The sequence below is a fragment of the Pseudomonas sp. WS 5411 genome, from assembly GCF_012985595.1.
Lineage (GTDB): Bacteria > Pseudomonadota > Gammaproteobacteria > Pseudomonadales > Pseudomonadaceae > Aquipseudomonas > Aquipseudomonas shahriarae.
Window position 1 is genome coordinate 144,351 of the sequence record NZ_JAARMC010000002.1, and the last position, 18,229, is coordinate 162,579.

Sequence of the window (18,229 nt, forward strand, 5' to 3'; positions counted from 1 at the left end):
ATTGACCGCACCTGATTCAGTCGAAGGTAATGCCCTGGGCCAACGGCAGTTCCAGCGAATAGTTCACGGTGTTGGTCTGCCGGCGCATATACCCGCGCCACGCGTCCGAACCCGACTCACGCCCGCCACCGGTCTCTTTCTCGCCGCCAAACGCGCCGCCGATCTCCGCGCCACTCGGGCCGATGTTGACGTTGGCGATCCCACAATCACTGCCTACTGCCGACATGAACTGCTCGGCCTCACGCACATCGGTAGTGAAGATGCACGACGACAAGCCCTGCGGCACCGCGTTATTCAGGCGCAATGCCTCGCTGAAGTCCTTGTAGCCGACCACATACAGAATCGGCGCGAAGGTTTCACTGCACACCACATCGCTCTGCTCGGGCATTTCGACGATGGCTGGCGACACGTAGTAAGCGTTGGGGAACTGGTCCTGCAACTGACGCTTGCCGCCAAACACCTTGCCGCCTTCGCTCAAGGCCTGCTCCAGGGCGTCCTGCATGTTTTCAAAGCTGTGTTTGTCGATCAGCGGGCCGACCAGGTTGCCTTGCAACGGGTGACCGATGCGCACCTTGGAATAGGCGGCCTTGAGGCGCGTGACGATTTCGTCCTTGACCGACTCGTGGGCGATCAGCCGGCGCAGGCTGGTGCAGCGCTGGCCTGCGGTACCGACCGCACTGAACAGGATGGCACGCACGGCCATGTCCAGGTCGGCGCTGGGGCCGAGGATCATCGCGTTGTTGCCGCCCAGTTCCAGAATGCTGCGAGCAAACCGTGCGGCGACTTTGGGCGCCACTTCGCGGCCCATGCGCGTGCTGCCGGTGGCGCTGATCAGCGCCACACGCGGGTCGTCCACCAGGGCGGCGCCGGCATCGCGCCCGCCGATGACCACCTGGCAGAGATACGGCGGCGCGTCGCTGAAGTTTTTCGCGACACGTTCAAACAGTGCCTGACAGGCCAGGGCGGTGAGTGGGGTCTTTTCCGAGGGTTTCCAGATCACCGGGTTGCCGCACACCAGCGCCAGCGCCGTGTTCCACGCCCACACCGCGACCGGGAAGTTGAAGGCGCTGATCACACCCACCACGCCCAACGGGTGCCAGGTTTCACGCATATGGTGGCCAGGGCGCTCGGAGGCGATGGTCAAGCCGTACAGCTGACGCGACAGGCCCACGGCGAAGTCGCAGATGTCGATCATTTCCTGCACTTCACCCAGGCCTTCCTGGGTGATCTTGCCGGCTTCCCAGGACACCAGCTCGCCCAGGTCGGCCTTGTACTCACGCAGCAGGTCGCCGAACTGGCGCACCAGCTCACCGCGACGAGGCGCCGGCACCTTGCGCCAGGCGTCGAATGCATGCTCGGCGCGACTGACCTGCTGCTCGACCTCGGCCGCCCCTTCCCAGTGCACACTGGCGATGCGACTGCCATCTATAGGTGAATGCACAGGCTGTTTCCCCGCCTGGTACAACGCCGGGTCTACACCGAGACGATCAAGCAATGCGGCAACCATGGGTCACTCCTTCAATCCACCAACAGAAAAATTGCGCCGTGGCCCGCACGACGGTCCAGACCTTATTTGTAGCTGGCCCAGGACTTGCCAACAAACGACGATTAGGCGAGATATCATTCCGTTTATTCATGCAAAACAAAAAAAGAGGCGTGCCGTGCTCAATAAAAGACATTTGCCCTCGATCACCGCCCTGCAGTGCTTCGAGGCCGTGACCCGCCACCTGAGCTTCACCCGCGCCGCCGAGGAGCTGAACCTCACCCAGAGCGCCGTCAGCAAGCAGGTCGCACAATTGGAGGAGTTGCTGCAGCACCTGCTGTTTCGCCGGGTCCGCCGGCGCTTGCAGATGACCCCGGCGGGCGACCTGTACCTGGTGGAAGTACGCAAGATCTTGAGCCAGGTGGAGATGTCGACCCACTACCTGCGCTCCTACGGCGGCGAAACCGAAGTGCTGCGCGTATCGACGCCCTACACCTTTGGCGCGCGCTGGCTGGTGCCACGGCTCAAGGGCTGGCGCCTGCGCCACCCGCAGATCCACCTGGACCTGTGCAACGAGCAGACGCCGGACGAGTTGCTGCAAGGCAAGGCCGACCTGGCCTTCTACTTCGGCACAGGCGCAAGGCCTGGCACCGAAAGCCTCAAGCTGTTCAGCGAGGAACTGGTGCCGGTGTGCGCCCCCGACAGCCTGCCGGCCCAGCCCTTCAGCGACCCCACGCAACTGAGCGAGTTGGTGCTGCTGCAAAATGCCTCGCGCCCCCAGGGCTGGCATGACTGGTTCGCCAGCCTCGGCTACCAGACCGAACACAGCTACCACGGGCCGCGCTTTGACACCTTCTATATGTGCATCCGCGCCGCGCAGGTAGGTTGTGGCGTGGCGCTTCTACCGCGTTTTTTGGTGGAAGAAGAGTTGGCAGACGGCAAGTTGGTGATCCCCTGGCAGCACGCAATGCCCAGCCAGGATGCGTACTACCTGGCGTATCCGGAGCATTCGGCAGAGGTGCCCAAGGTGCGGGATTTTGTGAAGTGGATGATGGAGCAGGTTGTTTAGCCCCTGGAATACCGCCATCGCAGGCAAGCCAGCGCCCACATTTGGAATGCATTCTCCTGTGGGAGCTGGCTTGCCTGCGATGACGCCAGAGGCCACGACAAAAAAACCTCTGGCAAAACAACACAGGTCTATGCGCCACTAGCGCCATTCTTGTCTGGAGATTCCCGTTATGAGCGAGAGTGTGTTTGCCGATCGCATCGTGCAGAACCTGCTCGACACCGACTTCTACAAGCTGACCATGATGCAGGCGGTGCTGCACAACTACCCCAACGTGGAAGTTGAATGGGAATTCCGTTGCCGTAACAGCGAGGACCTGCGCCCCTATCTGGCAGAAATCCGCTACCAGATCGAGCGCCTCGCCGAGTTGAGCCTGAGCCCGGACCAGTTGGGTTTCCTGGAACGCATCAGCTTTATGAAGCCGGACTTCCTGCGCTTCCTGGGTTTGTTCCGCTTCAACCTGCGCTATGTGCAGACCGGCATCGAGAATGGCGAGCTGTTTATCCGCCTGCGCGGCCCCTGGCTGCATGTGATCCTGTTTGAAGTGCCGCTACTGGCGATTGTCAGCGAAGTGCGCAACCGCTATCGCTACCCGACCATCATCCTGGAGCAGGCCCGCGAGCAGCTGTATCGCAAGTTCGACTGGTTGACCGCCAATGCCAGCAGCGACGAGCTGGCCGAGTTGCAGGTCGCGGACTTCGGTACCCGCCGGCGCTTCTCCTACCGCGTGCAGGAGGAAGTGGTGAATGTGCTCAAGCACGACTTCCCCGGCCGTTTCGTCGGCACCAGTAACGTGCACCTGGCCCGCGAACTGGACATGAAGCCCCTGGGCACCATGGCCCACGAATGGATCATGGCCCACCAGCAACTGGGCCCGCGCCTGATCGACAGCCAGATCGCCGCCCTTGATTGCTGGGTCCGCGAGTACCGTGGCCTGCTGGGGATCGCCCTGACCGATTGCATCACCACCGATGCCTTCCTCAGCGATTTCGATCTGTACTTCGCCAAGCTGTTCGACGGCCTGCGCCATGACTCCGGCGACCCGGTGCAGTGGGCCGAAAAAGCCATCGCCCATTACCACAAGCTGGGCATCGAGCCGATGAGCAAGACCCTGGTGTTCTCTGACAGCCTGACGCTGCCCAAGGCCCTGGAGATTTTCCGCGCGCTGCGCGGTCGGATCAATGTCAGCTTTGGCATCGGTACCAACCTGACCTGTGACATTCCAGGTGTGGAACCGATGAGCATCGTGCTTAAAATGACCGCCTGCAATGGCCAGCCCGTGGCGAAGATCTCCGATGAAGCGGGCAAGACCCACTGCACGGATCCGAACTTCGTCGCCTATTTGCGCCACGTTTTCAAAGTACCTGCCATCTCTAGCGAGGAGTGAATCATGCAAGCCGTACAGCGTGAGATTGCTGAACAGCTCAAGGTCCAACCACCGTTCCAGGACCACGCCGCCCTCGAAGCGGAAGTGGCCCGGCGGATTACCTTTATCCAGGACTGCCTGCTCAATTCGGGGCTCAAGACCCTGGTGCTGGGCATCAGCGGCGGCGTCGACTCCCTGACCGCCGGCCTGCTGGCCCAGCGGGCGATGAAAGAGCTGCGCGCGCTCAAAGGCGATGACGCTTACCGCTTTATCGCGGTGCGTCTGCCTTACGAGACCCAGTTCGACGAACACGATGCCCAGGCCAGCGTTGACTTCATCAACCCCGACGAACGCCACACGGTCAACATCGGCCCGGCGGTCAAGGCCCTGGCCAATGAAGTAGCGGCCTTCGAGGGCAAGGCGGCGGTGTCCCGCGATTTTGTACTGGGCAATACCAAGGCGCGGATGCGCATGGTCGCGCAATACACTATCGCCGGCGCAGCGAGCGGCCTGGTGATCGGCACCGACCATGCGGCGGAAGCGGTGATGGGTTTTTTCACCAAGTTTGGTGACGGCGCCTGCGACCTCGCACCGTTGAGCGGGCTGGTGAAAAACCAGGTACGGGCGATTGCCCGGTACTTTGGTGCGCCCGAGTCGCTGGTGGAGAAGATCCCGACAGCCGACCTGGAAGACCTCTCACCGGGCAAGCCGGATGAAGCGTCCCATGGCGTGACCTATACCGAAATCGATGCGTTCCTGCACGGCCAGCCGGTGCGTGAGGAAGCGTTCAGGATTATCTGCGAGACCTATCGCAAGACTGAGCACAAGCGGGTGATGCCGTTTGCGCCTTGAGGTGAGGCGGGTGGTTGTGTATTGATTGTCAGGCCGCTATCGCGGGCAAGCCCGCTCCCACAGTTGAATGTATTCATACATCAAAATGTGGGGGCGGGCTTGCCGGTGATGAACGATAGCGCGGTCTGTGGCCTTACTTCAGGGTCACAGTGCCTTTCATCATCGCGATGTGGCCTGGGAACGAGCAGAAGAACATGTACTTGCCGTCAGCCTTGAGCTTGGACACATCGAAGGTCACCGAGTCGGTCTCGCCAGCGCCGATGATCTTGGTATGGGCGATGATGCGGGTGTCGTCTTTTTTCAGGTAGTTGTTGTCGATGCCGGCGGCCATGCCCTCGGTTGCAACCGGCTGCATATCAGCCTCAGTGGTCAGCACCCAGTTATGGCCCATGACGTTCTTCGGCAGGTTGCCCGAGTGCTTCAGCTCAACGGTGAACGTCTTGCAGCTCTTGTCGATTTCAATGGCCTTGGTGTCGAAGGACATTTGGTCGGTGGAGTCGACAGTGACCTTGCACTCTGCAGCGAGCAACTGACCGCTGGCCAGAGTCAGCAGGGAAACAGCAACGATTTTGGCGAACATGTGAATCTCCAAGGCAGGGTTTAAAAAACGCATATGCGACAAGGGTGCCTGAGGCAGGCAGATGTTCCAATGATCTGAATCAACAGATTGTATACAACTTTAGGCTATCAGACTGATCGACAGAATCAACCAGCCAAAGTGCCGCACGCTGCCTATGATCGGCTCATCTTTCCTTCCTGGAGTCCGAGCCATGCACCTCAATAGCCTGTTATGCAGCCTCCTTGCCGCTTACGCCTGTGGCGCCAGCGGTACTTACGAAACGGTTAATGTCGACTAACGTTTAGTCAGCAGAGACGATTCTGAAACCCGATTACCCCTTGGAGCCCGTTTAAAGGCAGAATACCCGCCGCTCAACCTCACCTTCGACCCCAGAGGATCGCCCATGGCAAAACCTAATTACTCCTTCGCCAAACGTCAGAGAGACTTGGCCAAGGAACAGAAGAAAGAGGAAAAGCTGCAACGTAAGAAAGCTGCGGCCGACGAAGAAGCAGGCGCACTGAACCCGGATGCTGAAGGGGAAGTGATTGCTGACGAAACTGAAACCCCGAAAGACCCGGCACCCGAGGCCTGAACCCCCGCCTCAATGAATGCCTGACCTGTGGCGAGCAGGCTTTATGTGGCGAGCGGGCTTGCCCGCGTTGGGCGCGAAGTGGTCCCCGAACTGGGACGGCTACGCAGTCCAGCGGGAGCAAGCGCCCTCGCCACAGCGGTCTGCCCTCCACGGGAGCATTGGCCACACCGCATCGGTTATTCCAGCGGCATCACCGTCACCCGCACTTCCGGGTCATGGCTGCCCCCTCCCAGAATCACCCCGCGCAACGGCGAGACATCGGAAAAATCCCGGCCCCAGGCCAGGGTGATGTGCTCCAGTGCCGGCTGCACATTGTTCGTCGGATCAAAATCCACCCAGCCCGACAACGGGCAAAACACCGACACCCACGCGTGCGACGCATCAGCGCCGATAAGCCGTGGCTGGCCGGGCGGTGGCTGGGTCAGCAGGTAGCCACTGATGTAACGCGCCGCCAGGCCCCGTGAGCGCAGGCAGGCAAGCATCAGGTGGGCAAAGTCCTGGCACACCCCCCGTCGACGCTCCAGCACCTCCACCAGCGGCGTGGCGACCTGGGTGGCTTCGGCATCGAAGGTAAACTCGCTGAAAATCTTCTCCATCAACGCCTGCACGCCCAGCAACAGCGGCCGGCCAGCCGGAAAGCAGCTCTCGGAAAAATCGACGAAGTTTTTCTTCAAATGCACGTAGGGCGATTCGAAACGATAGCGGCACGCCTCGATCGCCTCTGCCGACAACGGCTGGCCACTGTAGGTCAGGCGGTTGCGGGTCTGGTCCCAGGGCGGTGACTGGTTGAAATCCAGCACAGGCCGGGCCAAAACCTCCACGGTCAGGCCGGCATTGACCAGCAATTCGTCATGGGGCCGCTCGAACGCCAGCCGGGTGATCGGATTGCCAAACACATCCAGCTCATCACGGCGCGCCGTCGGCTCGGGGCTGATCTCCAGTTGCCGCGAAGTGCAGCGCTGCCACGCACACGGGCGCGGCCATAAGTGCGCCAGTTGCTGGGCCAGGGACACCGGGCTGTCGTAGTGATAATGGGTATCGTGGAAAATCTGATAGCGCGCGCTCATTACACAGACACCGTTTGCTGGCTGACATCATCCACATGGGCAAAATGGCGCAGGGCCAGGCGATCAGAGACTTGCCCGCTTTCATCGGCGACCGCCTGCAACAGGTCCGCCAGGCCGTCGAGGGCCGCGCGCACGCTGGCGTCACCAAACAACGGGTTCTCCAGGCAACCCAGGTCAAAGCGCGACAGGCGCTCCACCAGCGGCGCCAGCCCGGTCTCCCGAGGCACGCCGAAGTCATCGTTGAGGCGACGCAGGGTGCGACTCACCAGCTTGAGCTGGAACACCACCGCGTGGGGGTTCTGTTCATCCAGCAGCAACAGGTCCAGCACCGGAATCAATTGCGGCACTGCCAGGTAACGCGAGCGGTAGGTGATGCTGCTGTTGCCCAACTCCAGCAACCACTCCAGCCCGGCCTGGTCGAACACCGCCACGCCGCGCAGGAAGGCCGCGAGGCTGCTGCTGAGAAACTGCAGGCGCTCGATGCGCCGGCCCATCATCAAAAAGCGCCAGCCTTCGTCGCGGGTCATGTCGTCGAGGGCAAAGCCGGACAAGGCCGCCAGCGACATCACCAGGCGATTGAGAAAATCCAGCAGCTCGCCAAAATCCGGCGTCTCGCGCTCCAGCTCCAGGGCTTCGCGCTGCAACTCCACCAGAGCCTGCCAGTTCTCCCGGGACAGCTTGCCGCGCACCTGGGACGCCGCCCACTGCAAGCGCTGCAAGTTGGCGCGCAGGCTCGACGGCCAGTCATCACCGAGCAGGGCCTGCAGCAGGCGCTCGGGCAACTCGCCCTCCTCCGGCAGCAGGCGCAGGCTCTCACCGAGTTCTACGGCAGCCTGTAGGGCCAGCGGGTCGTCACCATCGACATAGCGTGCGAGCACCACACGCAGCCAGCGCGCACTGTTATCGCAGCGCTCGCAGTAACGGCCGAACCAGAACAGGTTTTCCACCACCCGCGAAGGCAGGTAGGGGTCGCGACGCACCAGGTCATGGGTGCCGATCACCCGCTGCGCACGCCATTGCTCGCCACCGGGGGCACGCTCGCCCAGCACCCAGGTGTCCTTGCTCGCCCCGCCGCGTTGCATCGACACCACTTCGGCATCCGCGTGGGCTGCCACGCGGGTCAGGCCGCCCGGCAGCACCCGGTAGCCATCCTCACCGGCCACCGCGTACACGCGCATGCCAATGGCGCGATGTTGCAGATGATCATCCACGGTGTGCCAGACCGGCGCCTGGGACAGCTGCGCCAGCTCCTGGGCCACGTAGGCGTATGGGCGCGCCTGCATGCGTTCGGCCAGGGCCTGGCGTTGTTCGTTGTTCAAGTCGCGGCCAAACACCGGGGCAAAACTTTGCGAAGGGAACGCTGGTTTGATCAGTAACTCCGGCAGTTTTTCCAGGGCTTCGGCCAGTACCGGGGCCTCGCCGCACCACCAGGTGGCGATGGACGGCAGGATCAGTTCTTCACCAAACAGAAATTGATTGATCTTCGGCAGGAAACCCAACAGTCCAGGGGACTCCAGCACGCCGGCGCCCAGGGCATTGGCCACCAGCACATTGCCCTGGCGTACCGCATCCAGCAGGCCGGGCACGCCCAGGGCCGAGTCGGTGCGCAGTTCCAGGGGGTCGCAGAAATCATCGTCCAGGCGGCGCATGATCGCGTGCACGCGGCGCAGGCCGCTGAGGGTCTTGAGGTACACCGTGCTGTCGCGCACGGTCAGGTCGCCGCCTTCTACCAAGGGGTAGCCAAGCTGGCGGGCCAGGTACAGGTGTTCGAAATAGCTTTCATTGAAGCGCCCCGGGGTCAGCAGCACGATCAGCGGCGGCTGGTCATCACCGGGCGCCTGGCGGGCCAGGGTTTCCTGCAGGGTACGGAAGAACCCGGTGAGGTGCTGCACCTGCAAGTCGCGATACAAATCCGGGAATGCACGGGAGACGATGGTGCGGTTTTCCAGGGCATAACCGGCGCCGGAGGGCGCCTGGGTGCGGTCTGCCGTGACCCACCAGCGGCCATCCGGGGTGCGCGCCAGGTCCACCGCGTACAGGTGCAGGAACACTCCATCGGGCGGCTGGATGCCCTGGCACGGCCAGAGGAAGTTGTTATGCCCAAACACCAGTTCTGCCGGCAGCAAGCCTTCGGCAATCAGGCGTTGCGGGCCATACAGGTCGGCCAGCACCGCATTGAGCAAGCGCGCACGCTGGGCAATGCCTGCCGACAAGTGCGCCCACTCATCCGCCGCCAATACGTGGGGCAGCAGGTCCAGCTCCCATGGGCGGTCGGCGCCCTTGGGGTCGGCATAGACGTTGTAGGTCACGCCGTTTTCCTGGATCTGCCGCGTCAGCAACGCCTGGCGCTGGGCCAGTTGCGCCGGGGTGCTGCGCTGCAGGTGGTCGAGCAGGCGCTGCCAATGGGCGCGCACCGCGCCGCTGCCATCCAGCAGTTCGTGATAGGTGCCCGCAGTCAGCGGGTAACGGTCGAGCAAGTCGGACATGGAACGCTCGGCAGGGGCAAGGGAAGCCAGATTAACCTAACAAACACTGCAAATCCTCTGTGGAAACTGGCCGTGTGGGGAAGCGGGCTCGCTCGCGATAGCAGTGCATCAGCCAATGCATATCCTGGCTGATACTCGGTCATCGCGGGCAAGCCCGCTCCCACATAAGCCCGCGCCTACAGGTGGGGTTGTGTTTAGTCATTTTTATTGGGGAACCGCCGCAGATCCAGGGTCATGGGCAGTTCATCGTTGATCACCATCGCCGGCACCGGCAATTTGCCCGGGCTGTGACCCAGGCGGAAAAACCGCGCCATGCGCCGGCTTTCCGCTTCGTTGGCATTCACCGGCAAGCTGTCGTAAATGCGCCCACCCGGATGGGCCACGTGGTATTGGCAGCCGCCCAGGGAGCGTTGCATCCAGGTATCCAGCAAATCGAACACCAGCGGTGCATGCACCGCGATGGTCGGCTGCAGGCAATTGGCCGGTTGCCAGGCGCGATAACGCACGCCCGCGACGAACTCCCCCACCCGGCCGGTGGCGTGCAGTGGCACCGCCACCCCGTTGCAGGTCAGCACATAGCGCTGCGGCGCCAGGCCGCTGAGTTTTACCTGCAAGCGCTCCAGGGATGAATCCACGTAGCGCACCGTACCGCCCGCCGCGCCCTCTTCGCCCAGCACATGCCAGGGCTCCAGTGCCTGGCGCAGTTCCAACTCGATACCGCTGACGGCATAGTCGCCGACTTTGGGAAAACGGAATTCCAGGTGTGCCGCGAACCACTCGGCGCGCAGTGGATAACCGGCGGCGTTGAGCTCGACGATCACGTCGGCAAAGTCCTGCTCGATAAAGTGCGGCAGCAGGAAGCGGTCGTGTAGCTCCGTGCCCCAGCGCGCCAGCTTCGGCGGCGCGTAGGGCTCACGCCAGAAGCGCGCCACCAGGGCGCGCAGCAGCAGCTGTTGGGTCAGGCTCATGCGTGCATGGGGCGGCATCTCAAAGGCGCGCAGCTCCAGCAGGCCCAGGCGCCCGGTAGCACCGTCCGGCGAGTAGAGCTTGTCGATGCAGAATTCGGCGCGGTGGGTATTGCCGGTGACGTCGATCAGCAAGTTTCGCAGCAAGCGGTCCACCCGCCACGGCGGGCATTCCTCGCCTGGCGCGGGCATCTGCGCAAAGGCGATTTCCAGTTCGTACAACGCGTCATTGCGCGCCTCATCCACCCGTGGCGCCTGGGAGGTCGGGCCGATAAACAGCCCGGAAAACAGGTACGACAACGACGGATGGTTATGCCAGTAGCTGATCAGGCTGCGCAGCAGGTCCGGGCGGCGCAGGAACGGCGAATCCTTGGGCGTGGCCCCACCCAGCACAAAGTGGTTGCCACCGCCGGTGCCGGTGTGGCGCCCGTCGATCATGAATTTTTCGGTGGTCAGGCGGGTTTGCCGGGCCTCTTCATAGAGGAACTCGGTGCGCTCCACCAGTTCGTCCCAGGTGGCGGACGGCTGCACGTTGACCTCGATCACGCCAGGGTCTGGCGTCACGCGGAAGTTGCTCAGGCGCGGGTCGCTCGGCGGCTCGTAGCCTTCCAGCAATACCGGGCAATGCAGTTCCTGGGCGGTGGCCTCGATGGCGGTCACCAGCTCCAGGTAATCCTCGACCCGCTCCAGGGGCGGCATAAACAGGTAGAGCCGCCCTCCCCGCGCTTCGGCGCACAAGGCAGTGCGGGTCAGCCAGTCGGCAGACTCGTCGACCTTGGGCACACGCTCGTCGCTGGGGGCCGGCTCGCCCAGGCCTGACGCACTGATGGCCAGCGCCGGCAGATCTTGATTGGGATCGGTGGGGTGCACAAAGGGGTAATCTGCCGCCGTCACCCAGGGCTGCGAGGCCAGGGGCAAGCGATAGCCCAGCGGCGAATCCCCCGGCACCAGCCGGCAATGGGTGTCGCGCAGGTACCAGCGGCCGCTCTGCCAGCGATCATTGGCTGCGGTGCGCGCCAGGGGCAGCACATGACCGATGACTTTACCCAGGCCCTGGCTGAACACCTTGCGCAGGCGTTCGCGCTCCAGCTCATCCTCCAGGCGTGAATCCTGGGCGCTGACGTTCTGTGGCAAGGCACCTTCGCGCCACAGGTAGTAAAAATTGTCCTCGAAGGCCGGGAATACAAAGCGCGCTGGGAGCTTCAGGCGCTCGGCAATGCTCGCCAGGAAGCGCCCGGCCATGACCTCATCCGCGCCGTAGTCTTGCTGCTCGTCGGCGATCAGCGCGTCGTTGTGCCAGACCGGCACACCGTCCCGACGCCAATGACAATTGAGCGACCAACGCGGCAGTTGCTCGCCGGGGTACCACTTGCCCTGGCCGAAGTGCACCAGGCCCTTGGGCGCGTAGTGCTTGCGCATGCGCTGGAACAGCTCGGCGGACAGTCGGCGCTTGTCCGGGCCCAGGGCAGCGGTGTTCCACTCGGCACCGTCGGGGTCGTCGATGGACACAAAGGTCGGTTCGCCGCCCATGGTCAGGCGCACATCGTCCTTGAGCAGGTCGCTATCAATCTGCCGGCCCAGGGCCTGGATCGCCAGCCATTGTTCTTCGGTGTAGGGCTTGGTCACCCGAGGGGCTTCCCAAATGCGCTCCACCGACATTTCGTGGGTGAACTCACACTCGCACGGCTCCACCAGCCCACTGATCGGGGCGGCAGACGATGGATCGGGACTACAGGCCAATGGGATATGCCCTTCACCGGCGAATAGACCGGAGGTGGCATCCAGGCCGATCCAGCCGGCGCCGGGCAAATACACCTCGCACCAGGCGTGCAAGTCGGTGAAGTCCACCTCGGTGCCGGAGGGCCCGTCGAGGGCTTTGACGTCGGCGGTCAACTGGATCAGGTAACCGGAGACAAACCGCGCCGCCAAACCCAGGTTGCGCAGCAGCTGCACCAGCAGCCAGGCCGAGTCGCGGCACGAGCCGGAGGCGTTTTCGAGGGTGAATTCCGGGGTTTGCACGCCCGGTTCCATACGGATCAGGTAGCCGATATCCGCCGCCAGGCGCTGGTTGAGGCCGACCAGGAAATCCACGGCCGGCAGCGGCGTGCGGTCAATACCGGCCAGGTACGCAGCAAACTTCGGCGTCAGCGGCAGAGTTTCCAGATACGGCGCCAGCTCGCGCTGCTCGTCGGCGGCGTAGCTGAAGGGGATTTTTTCGGCGTAGGGCTCAAGGAAAAAGTCGAACGGATTGAACACCGCCATCTCGGCGACCAAGTCGACCTCGATACGCAGCTCATCGGTCTTTTCCGGGAACACCAGGCGCGCCAGGTAATTGCCCTGGGGGTCTTGCTGCCAATTGATGAAATGCTGCTCGGGCAGCACCTTCAGCGCGTAGGACAGGATCCGCGTGCGGCTATGGGCCGCCGGTCGCAGACGCACAATCTGCGGGCCAAGCTCCACAGCGCGGTCGTAACGGTAATGCGTAACATGGTGCAACGCGACATGAATCGACACGGCGGCCTCCTGCGAGCCAGAGCATGAAAACAAAGCGCGCAAGACTTATGCCAGAGCGGCGGTCATTGCGCTTTATCGAGGGAGCCGGTGCAGTACAGCACCAAAACGGCGCGAGAGCGGCCGTCGTGGTGCGAGGGTTGCACATATTTGTGGCGCAAGTGCGGGGCGCAGTGGTGAATCTACCCAATCAGCGCTTTTTGCGCGTTGCGTTGAAACCGGTTATCGAAGGCAACGCCTTCACATGCGACTACTCGATCTAGCGGTTGATTTGACAGACTGCCGAATGCGACGGATTCCAACGAGTTTTGTACGCATCTCTCGTTGAACCTTGCTGTTAAGTGTCAACAATCCAAGGAATGGGAATAACAGCGCCAACCCATAGAGAACTTTATGAGGCTGGTACTGAACCATTGGAACTACAAACACTAGACAGGCGAGGTAGATACCGACCATCACCCACACCCAGGAGGGTCGGCCCCGCAAAATCATAAAGTTGCTATGGACCGTCAACAGAATGAGCAGCGCCCCGACCAACATGATCTTGAGCCCCACTTGAGCCAGCGGCACATCACGAAAATAAGTGACGAACGCCAGCGCAACAGCCAATGCCAACGAAAAATACGCAGCGAATACACCACCCAGAAACGTCAGAAAGTATTGCCTGAAAAAGTCGCGTAGCGTCATTAACTCGTTCATTCGCTTACCCCATCAACGCTTTTTGCGCGTTGCGATTACGGCTTGGCGCAGGTGGCGTATTTCGAGCAGCCGCTGGCGCATTTCGCGATGGCGCTTGCTATTGAGCAGCAGCAAGCCCAGCAGCGGGAACAGTACGGTGGAGCCATAAACCAGGCCATTGACGTCGTATTGAATCATCGGCAACACGAACAGCAGACAACTGCCCAGGTATCCCGCCACCAGCCTCGTAGCCCAAGAGTACCCACGCGCAATCATCACATTGCCAAACACCAACACTGCCACCAGCACCAGGATCGCGCCCCCCGTATAGCTGGACTTGAGCGCAGGATCAACGCCGCGTAAATACGTCACGCCAGCCATGGAAATCGCCGCAGCCCCCGAAAAGATCGCCATGAAGATGGTGCCCATGAACACGGGGAAATAACGGGCCAGGAAACGGCCCATGTCGGGAAAGCCGCTCACTGCGTTAACTCCTCGTACAGGCCGCTCGCGTTGAGGCAGGGCTAGTGAACATAAACAATCAAAGGTTTTTGTACTTTGCAGTCGCAGCCTCGCGCAGATGGCGCAGCTCGACGAGTTTCTGTCGCATTTCCCGATGACGCTGACTATTGAGCAACAGCAACCCCGCCAACGGAAACAGCAGCCCCATTACATACGCTGCCATATGTGGCCGATAGCTATAGGTTGGCAACACGACCAGCAAACATACAACGTAGAAGGCTGCGATAGCCCAAGCCCCCCATTCTCGCCCTCTGATCATGACGAAATGGCTGAACGCCAAGAGCAAGCCCAAGAAAACTGCCGCCAGAAAAGAGTAACGCGCCCGCTCTGGGTCACTGCGAAAAAATGTACTTGATGCCAATGAAATAGCGGCAGAGAGAGAGAAGCAGGCAAGGAAGAACGCGCATATAAACGCTGGAAAATATTGCGCCAAAAAAGCTCTTAATGAACCAGGACGATCCATCACTCAACCTCCTCATAGAGGCCAACTGCAATCGTTCGAATGTTGCCTGATATAGCGCTCCCGGTAAGACCAACGGCAGCCCCGAGGGAGTCTCTGATCTGCGTCACAGTAGCGTGATTGATCTCGCTAGCTGAATAGCGCTTGGCCAGCAGACCGGAGCGCTGGCGCAGTTTCAAGAGTTTATTGCTCAGTCTTGGATCTTTCAGGCTCAGCAACTCTTTGGTGAGCGCCTTGCGTTGCTGGCGGGTCAACCCCTTGGACAACTCGTACCAACTTCTGCCAGTGGTCACCTTTCGAGCCTGCAGCAGCCGAAGAGTGGTCAGAGTAGAGGCGCCGGCACCCAGCAGTGAAGCGGCGTCCAATACCGGCATTGCATAGCGATACCAGTCCTCGCTATCCATATCGTCGTTGGCTGCCGGGTCATTGAGTTCGTTGATAGTTCTCACCCCCCCGACGACACATTGCACAGTACTGGCCGCTGCAGCCGTCGCACCGATACCCGCCACCACCAGGCTCGCGCCACCCGTGAAAGGCACGGCGACTGTACCGCTGAACACAACAATCCAACCGAGGATTGCGCCCGCACAAGACAGGGTCGTATTGACTGCTTCGCCCACCAACCGGGACTCACGCGGGTTGTTAGCCACCTGATTGGCAAACTGCGCCGGCGAAATGTACCTCTGCGCCTCACGCAAAATGATGCGCTTGGGCTTGATGCTGCAGATCGGCTTGAACTCGCGCAGGGTAATTACATTGAAGTCAGCGTCGATATACACCACCCCTGCGCCGACGATGCCGGGGTCGGCGTCGATGGCCGCGAACAGCCGTGGCAGGTTGATCTGGCTTTCGATGCGCTGGCGCGCCATGAACTGGGAGCGGTTGGAGTCCATGCCGATGTTGAGCAAGGGGTTGCTCATGGGGTGTTCTTCCTTGAAATAGATGGTGTCTGAACTGGCGCCTTCGCGAGCAAGCCCGCTCCCACAGTTGACCGAGTTCCAGCATGAGAATGCGGTCGAATGTGGGAGCGGGCTTGCTCGCGAAGGCGATTCAATGGGCGCCACCTTAACAAACAGGTTTCCCACCCGCTAGAAAGCAAAACGCCAGCACGAGGCTGGCGTTTTGCATTTCAGGCTGCGATCAACGCGGTACGACCGGCTTACGCGCAGGCTTCTTGCCTTTGCCCTTGGCCGCGTCGGTGCGCTCTTTAGCCGCCTGCTTGTTGCGGGCCATGGCCGCGGCCTTGGCTTGTTCGCGCTTGTCCCACGGGTTGCTGCCGTCGCTGCCACGAGGCGGCAGGCCGGTGTGCTGGGTGAGGATCCTGGTGGTGGTTTCCTTGGCGACCTTATGGCTGCCCACCGGCGTCGAGTTCTTGCGACGGGCGCTCTGGTAGCTGTCGGTGGACGGCTGATGCAGCGGAATCAACTGATCTTTGCCCGGCCCGATCAGGTCGGCGCGGCCCATGCGGGTCAGCGCTTCACGCAGCATCGGCCAGCCTTTGGGGTCGTGGTAGCGCAGGAACGCCTTGTGCAGACGGCGCTGTTCTTCGCTCTTGACGATGGTCACCGCGTCGCTCTTGTAGGTGACCTTGCGCAGTGGGTTCTTGCCCGAGTGGTACATCGCGGTGGCGGTGGCCATTGGCGACGGGTAGAACGCCTGCACCTGGTCGGCGCGGAAGCCATTGCCCTTGAGCCACAGGGCCAGGTTCATCATGTCTTCATCGGTGGTGCCGGGGTGGGCGGCGATGAAGTACGGGATCAGGTACTGCTCCTTGCCCGCTTCCTTGGTGTACTTCTCGAACATGCGCTTGAACTTGTCATAGCTGCCAATGCCCGGTTTCATCATCTGGTTGAGCGGACCTTCCTCGGTGTGTTCCGGGGCGATCTTCAGGTAGCCACCGACGTGGTGGGTCACCAGCTCTTTGACATATTCCGGCGACTCCACAGCCAGGTCGTAACGCAGGCCGGAAGCGATCAAAATCTTCTTCACACCCGGCAAGGCACGGGCGCTGCGGTACAGCTGGATCAGCGACGAGTGGTCGGTGTTCAGGTTCGGGCAGATGCCCGGGAACACGCAGGACGGCTTGCGGCACGCGGATTCGATTTCCGGGCTCTTGCAGGCGATGCGGTACATGTTCGCGGTCGGCCCGCCAAGGTCGGAAATCACCCCGGTGAAGCCTGGAACCTTGTCGCGGATCTCTTCGATCTCGCGGATGATCGACTCTTCGGAACGGTTCTGAATGATCCGGCCTTCGTGCTCGGTAATCGAGCAGAAGGTGCAGCCGCCGAAGCAGCCACGCATGATGTTCACCGAGAAGCGGATCATGTCGTAGGCCGGGATTTTTTCCTTGCCGTACACAGGATGCGGGACACGGGCGTAAGGCATGCCAAACACGTAGTCCATTTCTTCGGTGGTCATGGGAATGGGCGGTGGGTTGAACCACACGTCCACTTCGCCGTGCTTCTGCACCAGGGCGCGGGCGTTGCCTGGGTTGGTTTCCAGGTGCAACACGCGGTTGGCGTGGGCATACAGCACTGCGTCGCCACGGACCTTTTCCACCGATGGCAGGCGGATCACGGTCTTGTCGCGGGTCATGCGCGGGCTGGCGAGGATCTGTACGACCTTGGCTTCTTCCGGGTCTTCAACCGGGCCCTTTTCCTGCTCGATGGCGCAGGCCTGGGTGTCCTGGGTATTCACGTACGGGTTGATGATCTTGTCGACCTTGCCCGGGCGGTCGATACGGGTGGAGTCCACTTCGTACCAGCCCGCTGGCGTGTCACGGCGAATGAACGCGGTGCCACGCACGTCGGTGATGTCTTCGATCTTGTGGCCCCACGACAGGCGCTGGGCAACTTCGACAATCGCCCGCTCGGCGTTGCCGTACAACAGGATGTCGGCGGTGGCGTCGATCAGGATCGAGTTGCGCACCCGGTCCTGCCAGTAGTCGTAGTGGGCGATGCGGCGCAGGGAAGCTTCGATGCCACCGAGCACGATCGGCACGTTCTTGTAGGCTTCCTTGCAACGCTGGCTGTACACCAGGCTCGCACGGTCCGGGCGTTTGCCGGCCATGCCGCCAGGGGTGTAGGCGTCGTCAGAGCGGATTTTCTTGTCGGCGGTGTAGCGGTTGATCATCGAGTCCATGTTGCCGGCCGCGACGCCGAAGAACAGGTTCGGCTCGCCGAGCTTCATGAAGTCGTCTTTGGACTGCCAGTTGGGCTGGGCAATGATCCCGACGCGGAAGCCCTGGGACTCCAGCAGCCGGCCAATGATCGCCATGCCGAACGAAGGATGGTCCACGTAGGCATCACCGGTGACGATGATGATGTCGCATGAATCCCAGCCAAGCTGATCCATCTCCTCCCTGCTCATGGGCAGGAATGGCGCTGGACCGAAACATTCGGCCCAGTACTTGGGATAGTCAAATAACGGCTTGGCTGTTTGCATGACGGTGACCGGTGTTGAGATGAAAAATCGCGGGCGCGGAATATAGCACAAAATTTGACCAATTCCGACGGTAATGGTCGGAATTGTGCTGACTCCATCGCGGGCTAGCCCCCCCCACACTTGAATGGTGAATGCTTTCAAATGTGCGGGCGGGCTTGCCTGCGACAGGGCCCTTATA

At 61.6% G+C, this 18,229-nt stretch carries 14 protein-coding genes; 4 read left to right on the forward strand and 10 right to left on the reverse strand.

The window, feature by feature from the left end:
* Positions 1-16 precede the first annotated feature (16 nt).
* A complete protein-coding gene (locus HBR93_RS04540; RefSeq protein WP_057437443.1) occupies positions 17-1,507 on the reverse strand; it encodes an aldehyde dehydrogenase family protein in 1,491 nt (496 codons plus the stop codon).
* Between the two features lie 154 nt (positions 1,508-1,661).
* On the opposite strand from HBR93_RS04540, the gene HBR93_RS04545 reads away from it, so the two are divergent.
* The 3 genes from HBR93_RS04545 (at position 1,662) to nadE (ending at position 4,767) form a co-directional block, all read left to right on the forward strand.
* Positions 1,662-2,552, forward strand: coding sequence for a LysR family transcriptional regulator (locus tag HBR93_RS04545; protein WP_057437442.1), 891 nt, complete (start codon positions 1,662-1,664; stop codon positions 2,550-2,552).
* 169 nt (positions 2,553-2,721) lie between these two features.
* Complete coding sequence (gene pncB / locus HBR93_RS04550; RefSeq protein WP_057958168.1) at positions 2,722-3,936, forward strand: nicotinate phosphoribosyltransferase; 1,215 nt, start codon at positions 2,722-2,724, stop codon at positions 3,934-3,936.
* A gap of 3 nt (positions 3,937-3,939) precedes the next feature.
* Positions 3,940-4,767: an ammonia-dependent NAD(+) synthetase gene (gene nadE, locus HBR93_RS04555; RefSeq protein ID WP_057437440.1), complete on the forward strand. Its 828-nt coding sequence runs from the start codon at positions 3,940-3,942 to the stop codon at positions 4,765-4,767.
* A 133-nt stretch (positions 4,768-4,900) separates the two neighbouring features.
* Here the strand turns inward: nadE and azu are convergent, their stop codons facing one another.
* Complete coding sequence (gene azu / locus HBR93_RS04560) at positions 4,901-5,347, reverse strand: azurin (RefSeq protein ID WP_057437438.1); 447 nt, start codon at positions 5,345-5,347, stop codon at positions 4,901-4,903.
* A gap of 382 nt (positions 5,348-5,729) precedes the next feature.
* On the opposite strand from azu, the gene HBR93_RS04565 reads away from it, so the two are divergent.
* Positions 5,730-5,918: a hypothetical protein gene (locus HBR93_RS04565; protein WP_057437435.1), complete on the forward strand. Its 189-nt coding sequence runs from the start codon at positions 5,730-5,732 to the stop codon at positions 5,916-5,918.
* Positions 5,919-6,094: 176 nt separating this feature from the next.
* Here the strand turns inward: HBR93_RS04565 and HBR93_RS04570 are convergent, their stop codons facing one another.
* The 8 genes from HBR93_RS04570 to HBR93_RS04605 all read right to left on the reverse strand — a co-directional run bounded on the left by HBR93_RS04570 (position 6,095) and on the right by HBR93_RS04605 (position 18,051).
* Positions 6,095-6,985, reverse strand: coding sequence for a transglutaminase family protein (locus HBR93_RS04570; RefSeq protein WP_115127263.1), 891 nt, complete (start codon positions 6,983-6,985; stop codon positions 6,095-6,097).
* Positions 6,985-9,471: a circularly permuted type 2 ATP-grasp protein gene (locus tag HBR93_RS04575; RefSeq protein ID WP_057437433.1), complete on the reverse strand. Its 2,487-nt coding sequence runs from the start codon at positions 9,469-9,471 to the stop codon at positions 6,985-6,987. The genes HBR93_RS04570 and HBR93_RS04575 overlap by 1 nt, the downstream gene beginning before the upstream one ends.
* Before the next feature lie 194 nt (positions 9,472-9,665).
* On the reverse strand, positions 9,666-12,950 hold the full coding sequence (locus HBR93_RS04580) for a transglutaminase family protein (protein WP_169959880.1): 3,285 nt from the start codon (positions 12,948-12,950) through the stop codon (positions 9,666-9,668).
* A gap of 237 nt (positions 12,951-13,187) precedes the next feature.
* Positions 13,188-13,646: a hypothetical protein gene (locus tag HBR93_RS04585; protein ID WP_057437428.1), complete on the reverse strand. Its 459-nt coding sequence runs from the start codon at positions 13,644-13,646 to the stop codon at positions 13,188-13,190.
* Positions 13,647-13,658: 12 nt separating this feature from the next.
* Positions 13,659-14,108: a hypothetical protein gene (locus HBR93_RS04590; protein ID WP_169959881.1), complete on the reverse strand. Its 450-nt coding sequence runs from the start codon at positions 14,106-14,108 to the stop codon at positions 13,659-13,661.
* Between the two features lie 58 nt (positions 14,109-14,166).
* Entirely contained in the window at positions 14,167-14,610 is a 444-nt protein-coding gene (locus HBR93_RS04595) for a hypothetical protein (RefSeq protein WP_169959882.1), read from the reverse strand.
* A complete protein-coding gene (locus tag HBR93_RS04600; RefSeq protein ID WP_169959883.1) occupies positions 14,610-15,527 on the reverse strand; it encodes an NAD synthetase in 918 nt (305 codons plus the stop codon). Before HBR93_RS04600 ends, HBR93_RS04595 begins: the two co-directional genes overlap by 1 nt.
* A 220-nt stretch (positions 15,528-15,747) precedes the next feature.
* The gene (locus HBR93_RS04605) at positions 15,748-18,051 is read right to left on the reverse strand and encodes a YgiQ family radical SAM protein (protein ID WP_057958158.1); all 2,304 of its coding nucleotides are present in this window, start codon (positions 18,049-18,051) and stop codon (positions 15,748-15,750) included.
* Positions 18,052-18,229: the final 178 nt, after the last annotated feature.

Excerpts from the sequence above, each read along its gene's own strand:
- HBR93_RS04565 (WP_057437435.1), top strand. The coding sequence starts at position 5,730 with ATGGCAAAACCTAATTACTCCTTCGCCAAACGTCAGAGAGACTTGGCC.
- HBR93_RS04605 (WP_057958158.1), bottom strand. The coding sequence starts at position 18,051 with ATGCAAACAGCCAAGCCGTTATTTGACTATCCCAAGTACTGGGCCGAA.
- HBR93_RS04570 (WP_115127263.1), bottom strand. The coding sequence starts at position 6,985 with ATGAGCGCGCGCTATCAGATTTTCCACGATACCCATTATCACTACGAC.
- HBR93_RS04600 (WP_169959883.1), bottom strand. The coding sequence starts at position 15,527 with ATGAGCAACCCCTTGCTCAACATCGGCATGGACTCCAACCGCTCCCAG.
- pncB (WP_057958168.1), top strand. The coding sequence starts at position 2,722 with ATGAGCGAGAGTGTGTTTGCCGATCGCATCGTGCAGAACCTGCTCGAC.
- HBR93_RS04595 (WP_169959882.1), bottom strand. The coding sequence starts at position 14,610 with ATGGATCGTCCTGGTTCATTAAGAGCTTTTTTGGCGCAATATTTTCCA.
- azu (WP_057437438.1), bottom strand. The coding sequence starts at position 5,347 with ATGTTCGCCAAAATCGTTGCTGTTTCCCTGCTGACTCTGGCCAGCGGT.
- nadE (WP_057437440.1), top strand. The coding sequence starts at position 3,940 with ATGCAAGCCGTACAGCGTGAGATTGCTGAACAGCTCAAGGTCCAACCA.
- HBR93_RS04575 (WP_057437433.1), bottom strand. The coding sequence starts at position 9,471 with ATGTCCGACTTGCTCGACCGTTACCCGCTGACTGCGGGCACCTATCAC.
- HBR93_RS04585 (WP_057437428.1), bottom strand. The coding sequence starts at position 13,646 with ATGAACGAGTTAATGACGCTACGCGACTTTTTCAGGCAATACTTTCTG.
- HBR93_RS04540 (WP_057437443.1), bottom strand. The coding sequence starts at position 1,507 with ATGGTTGCCGCATTGCTTGATCGTCTCGGTGTAGACCCGGCGTTGTAC.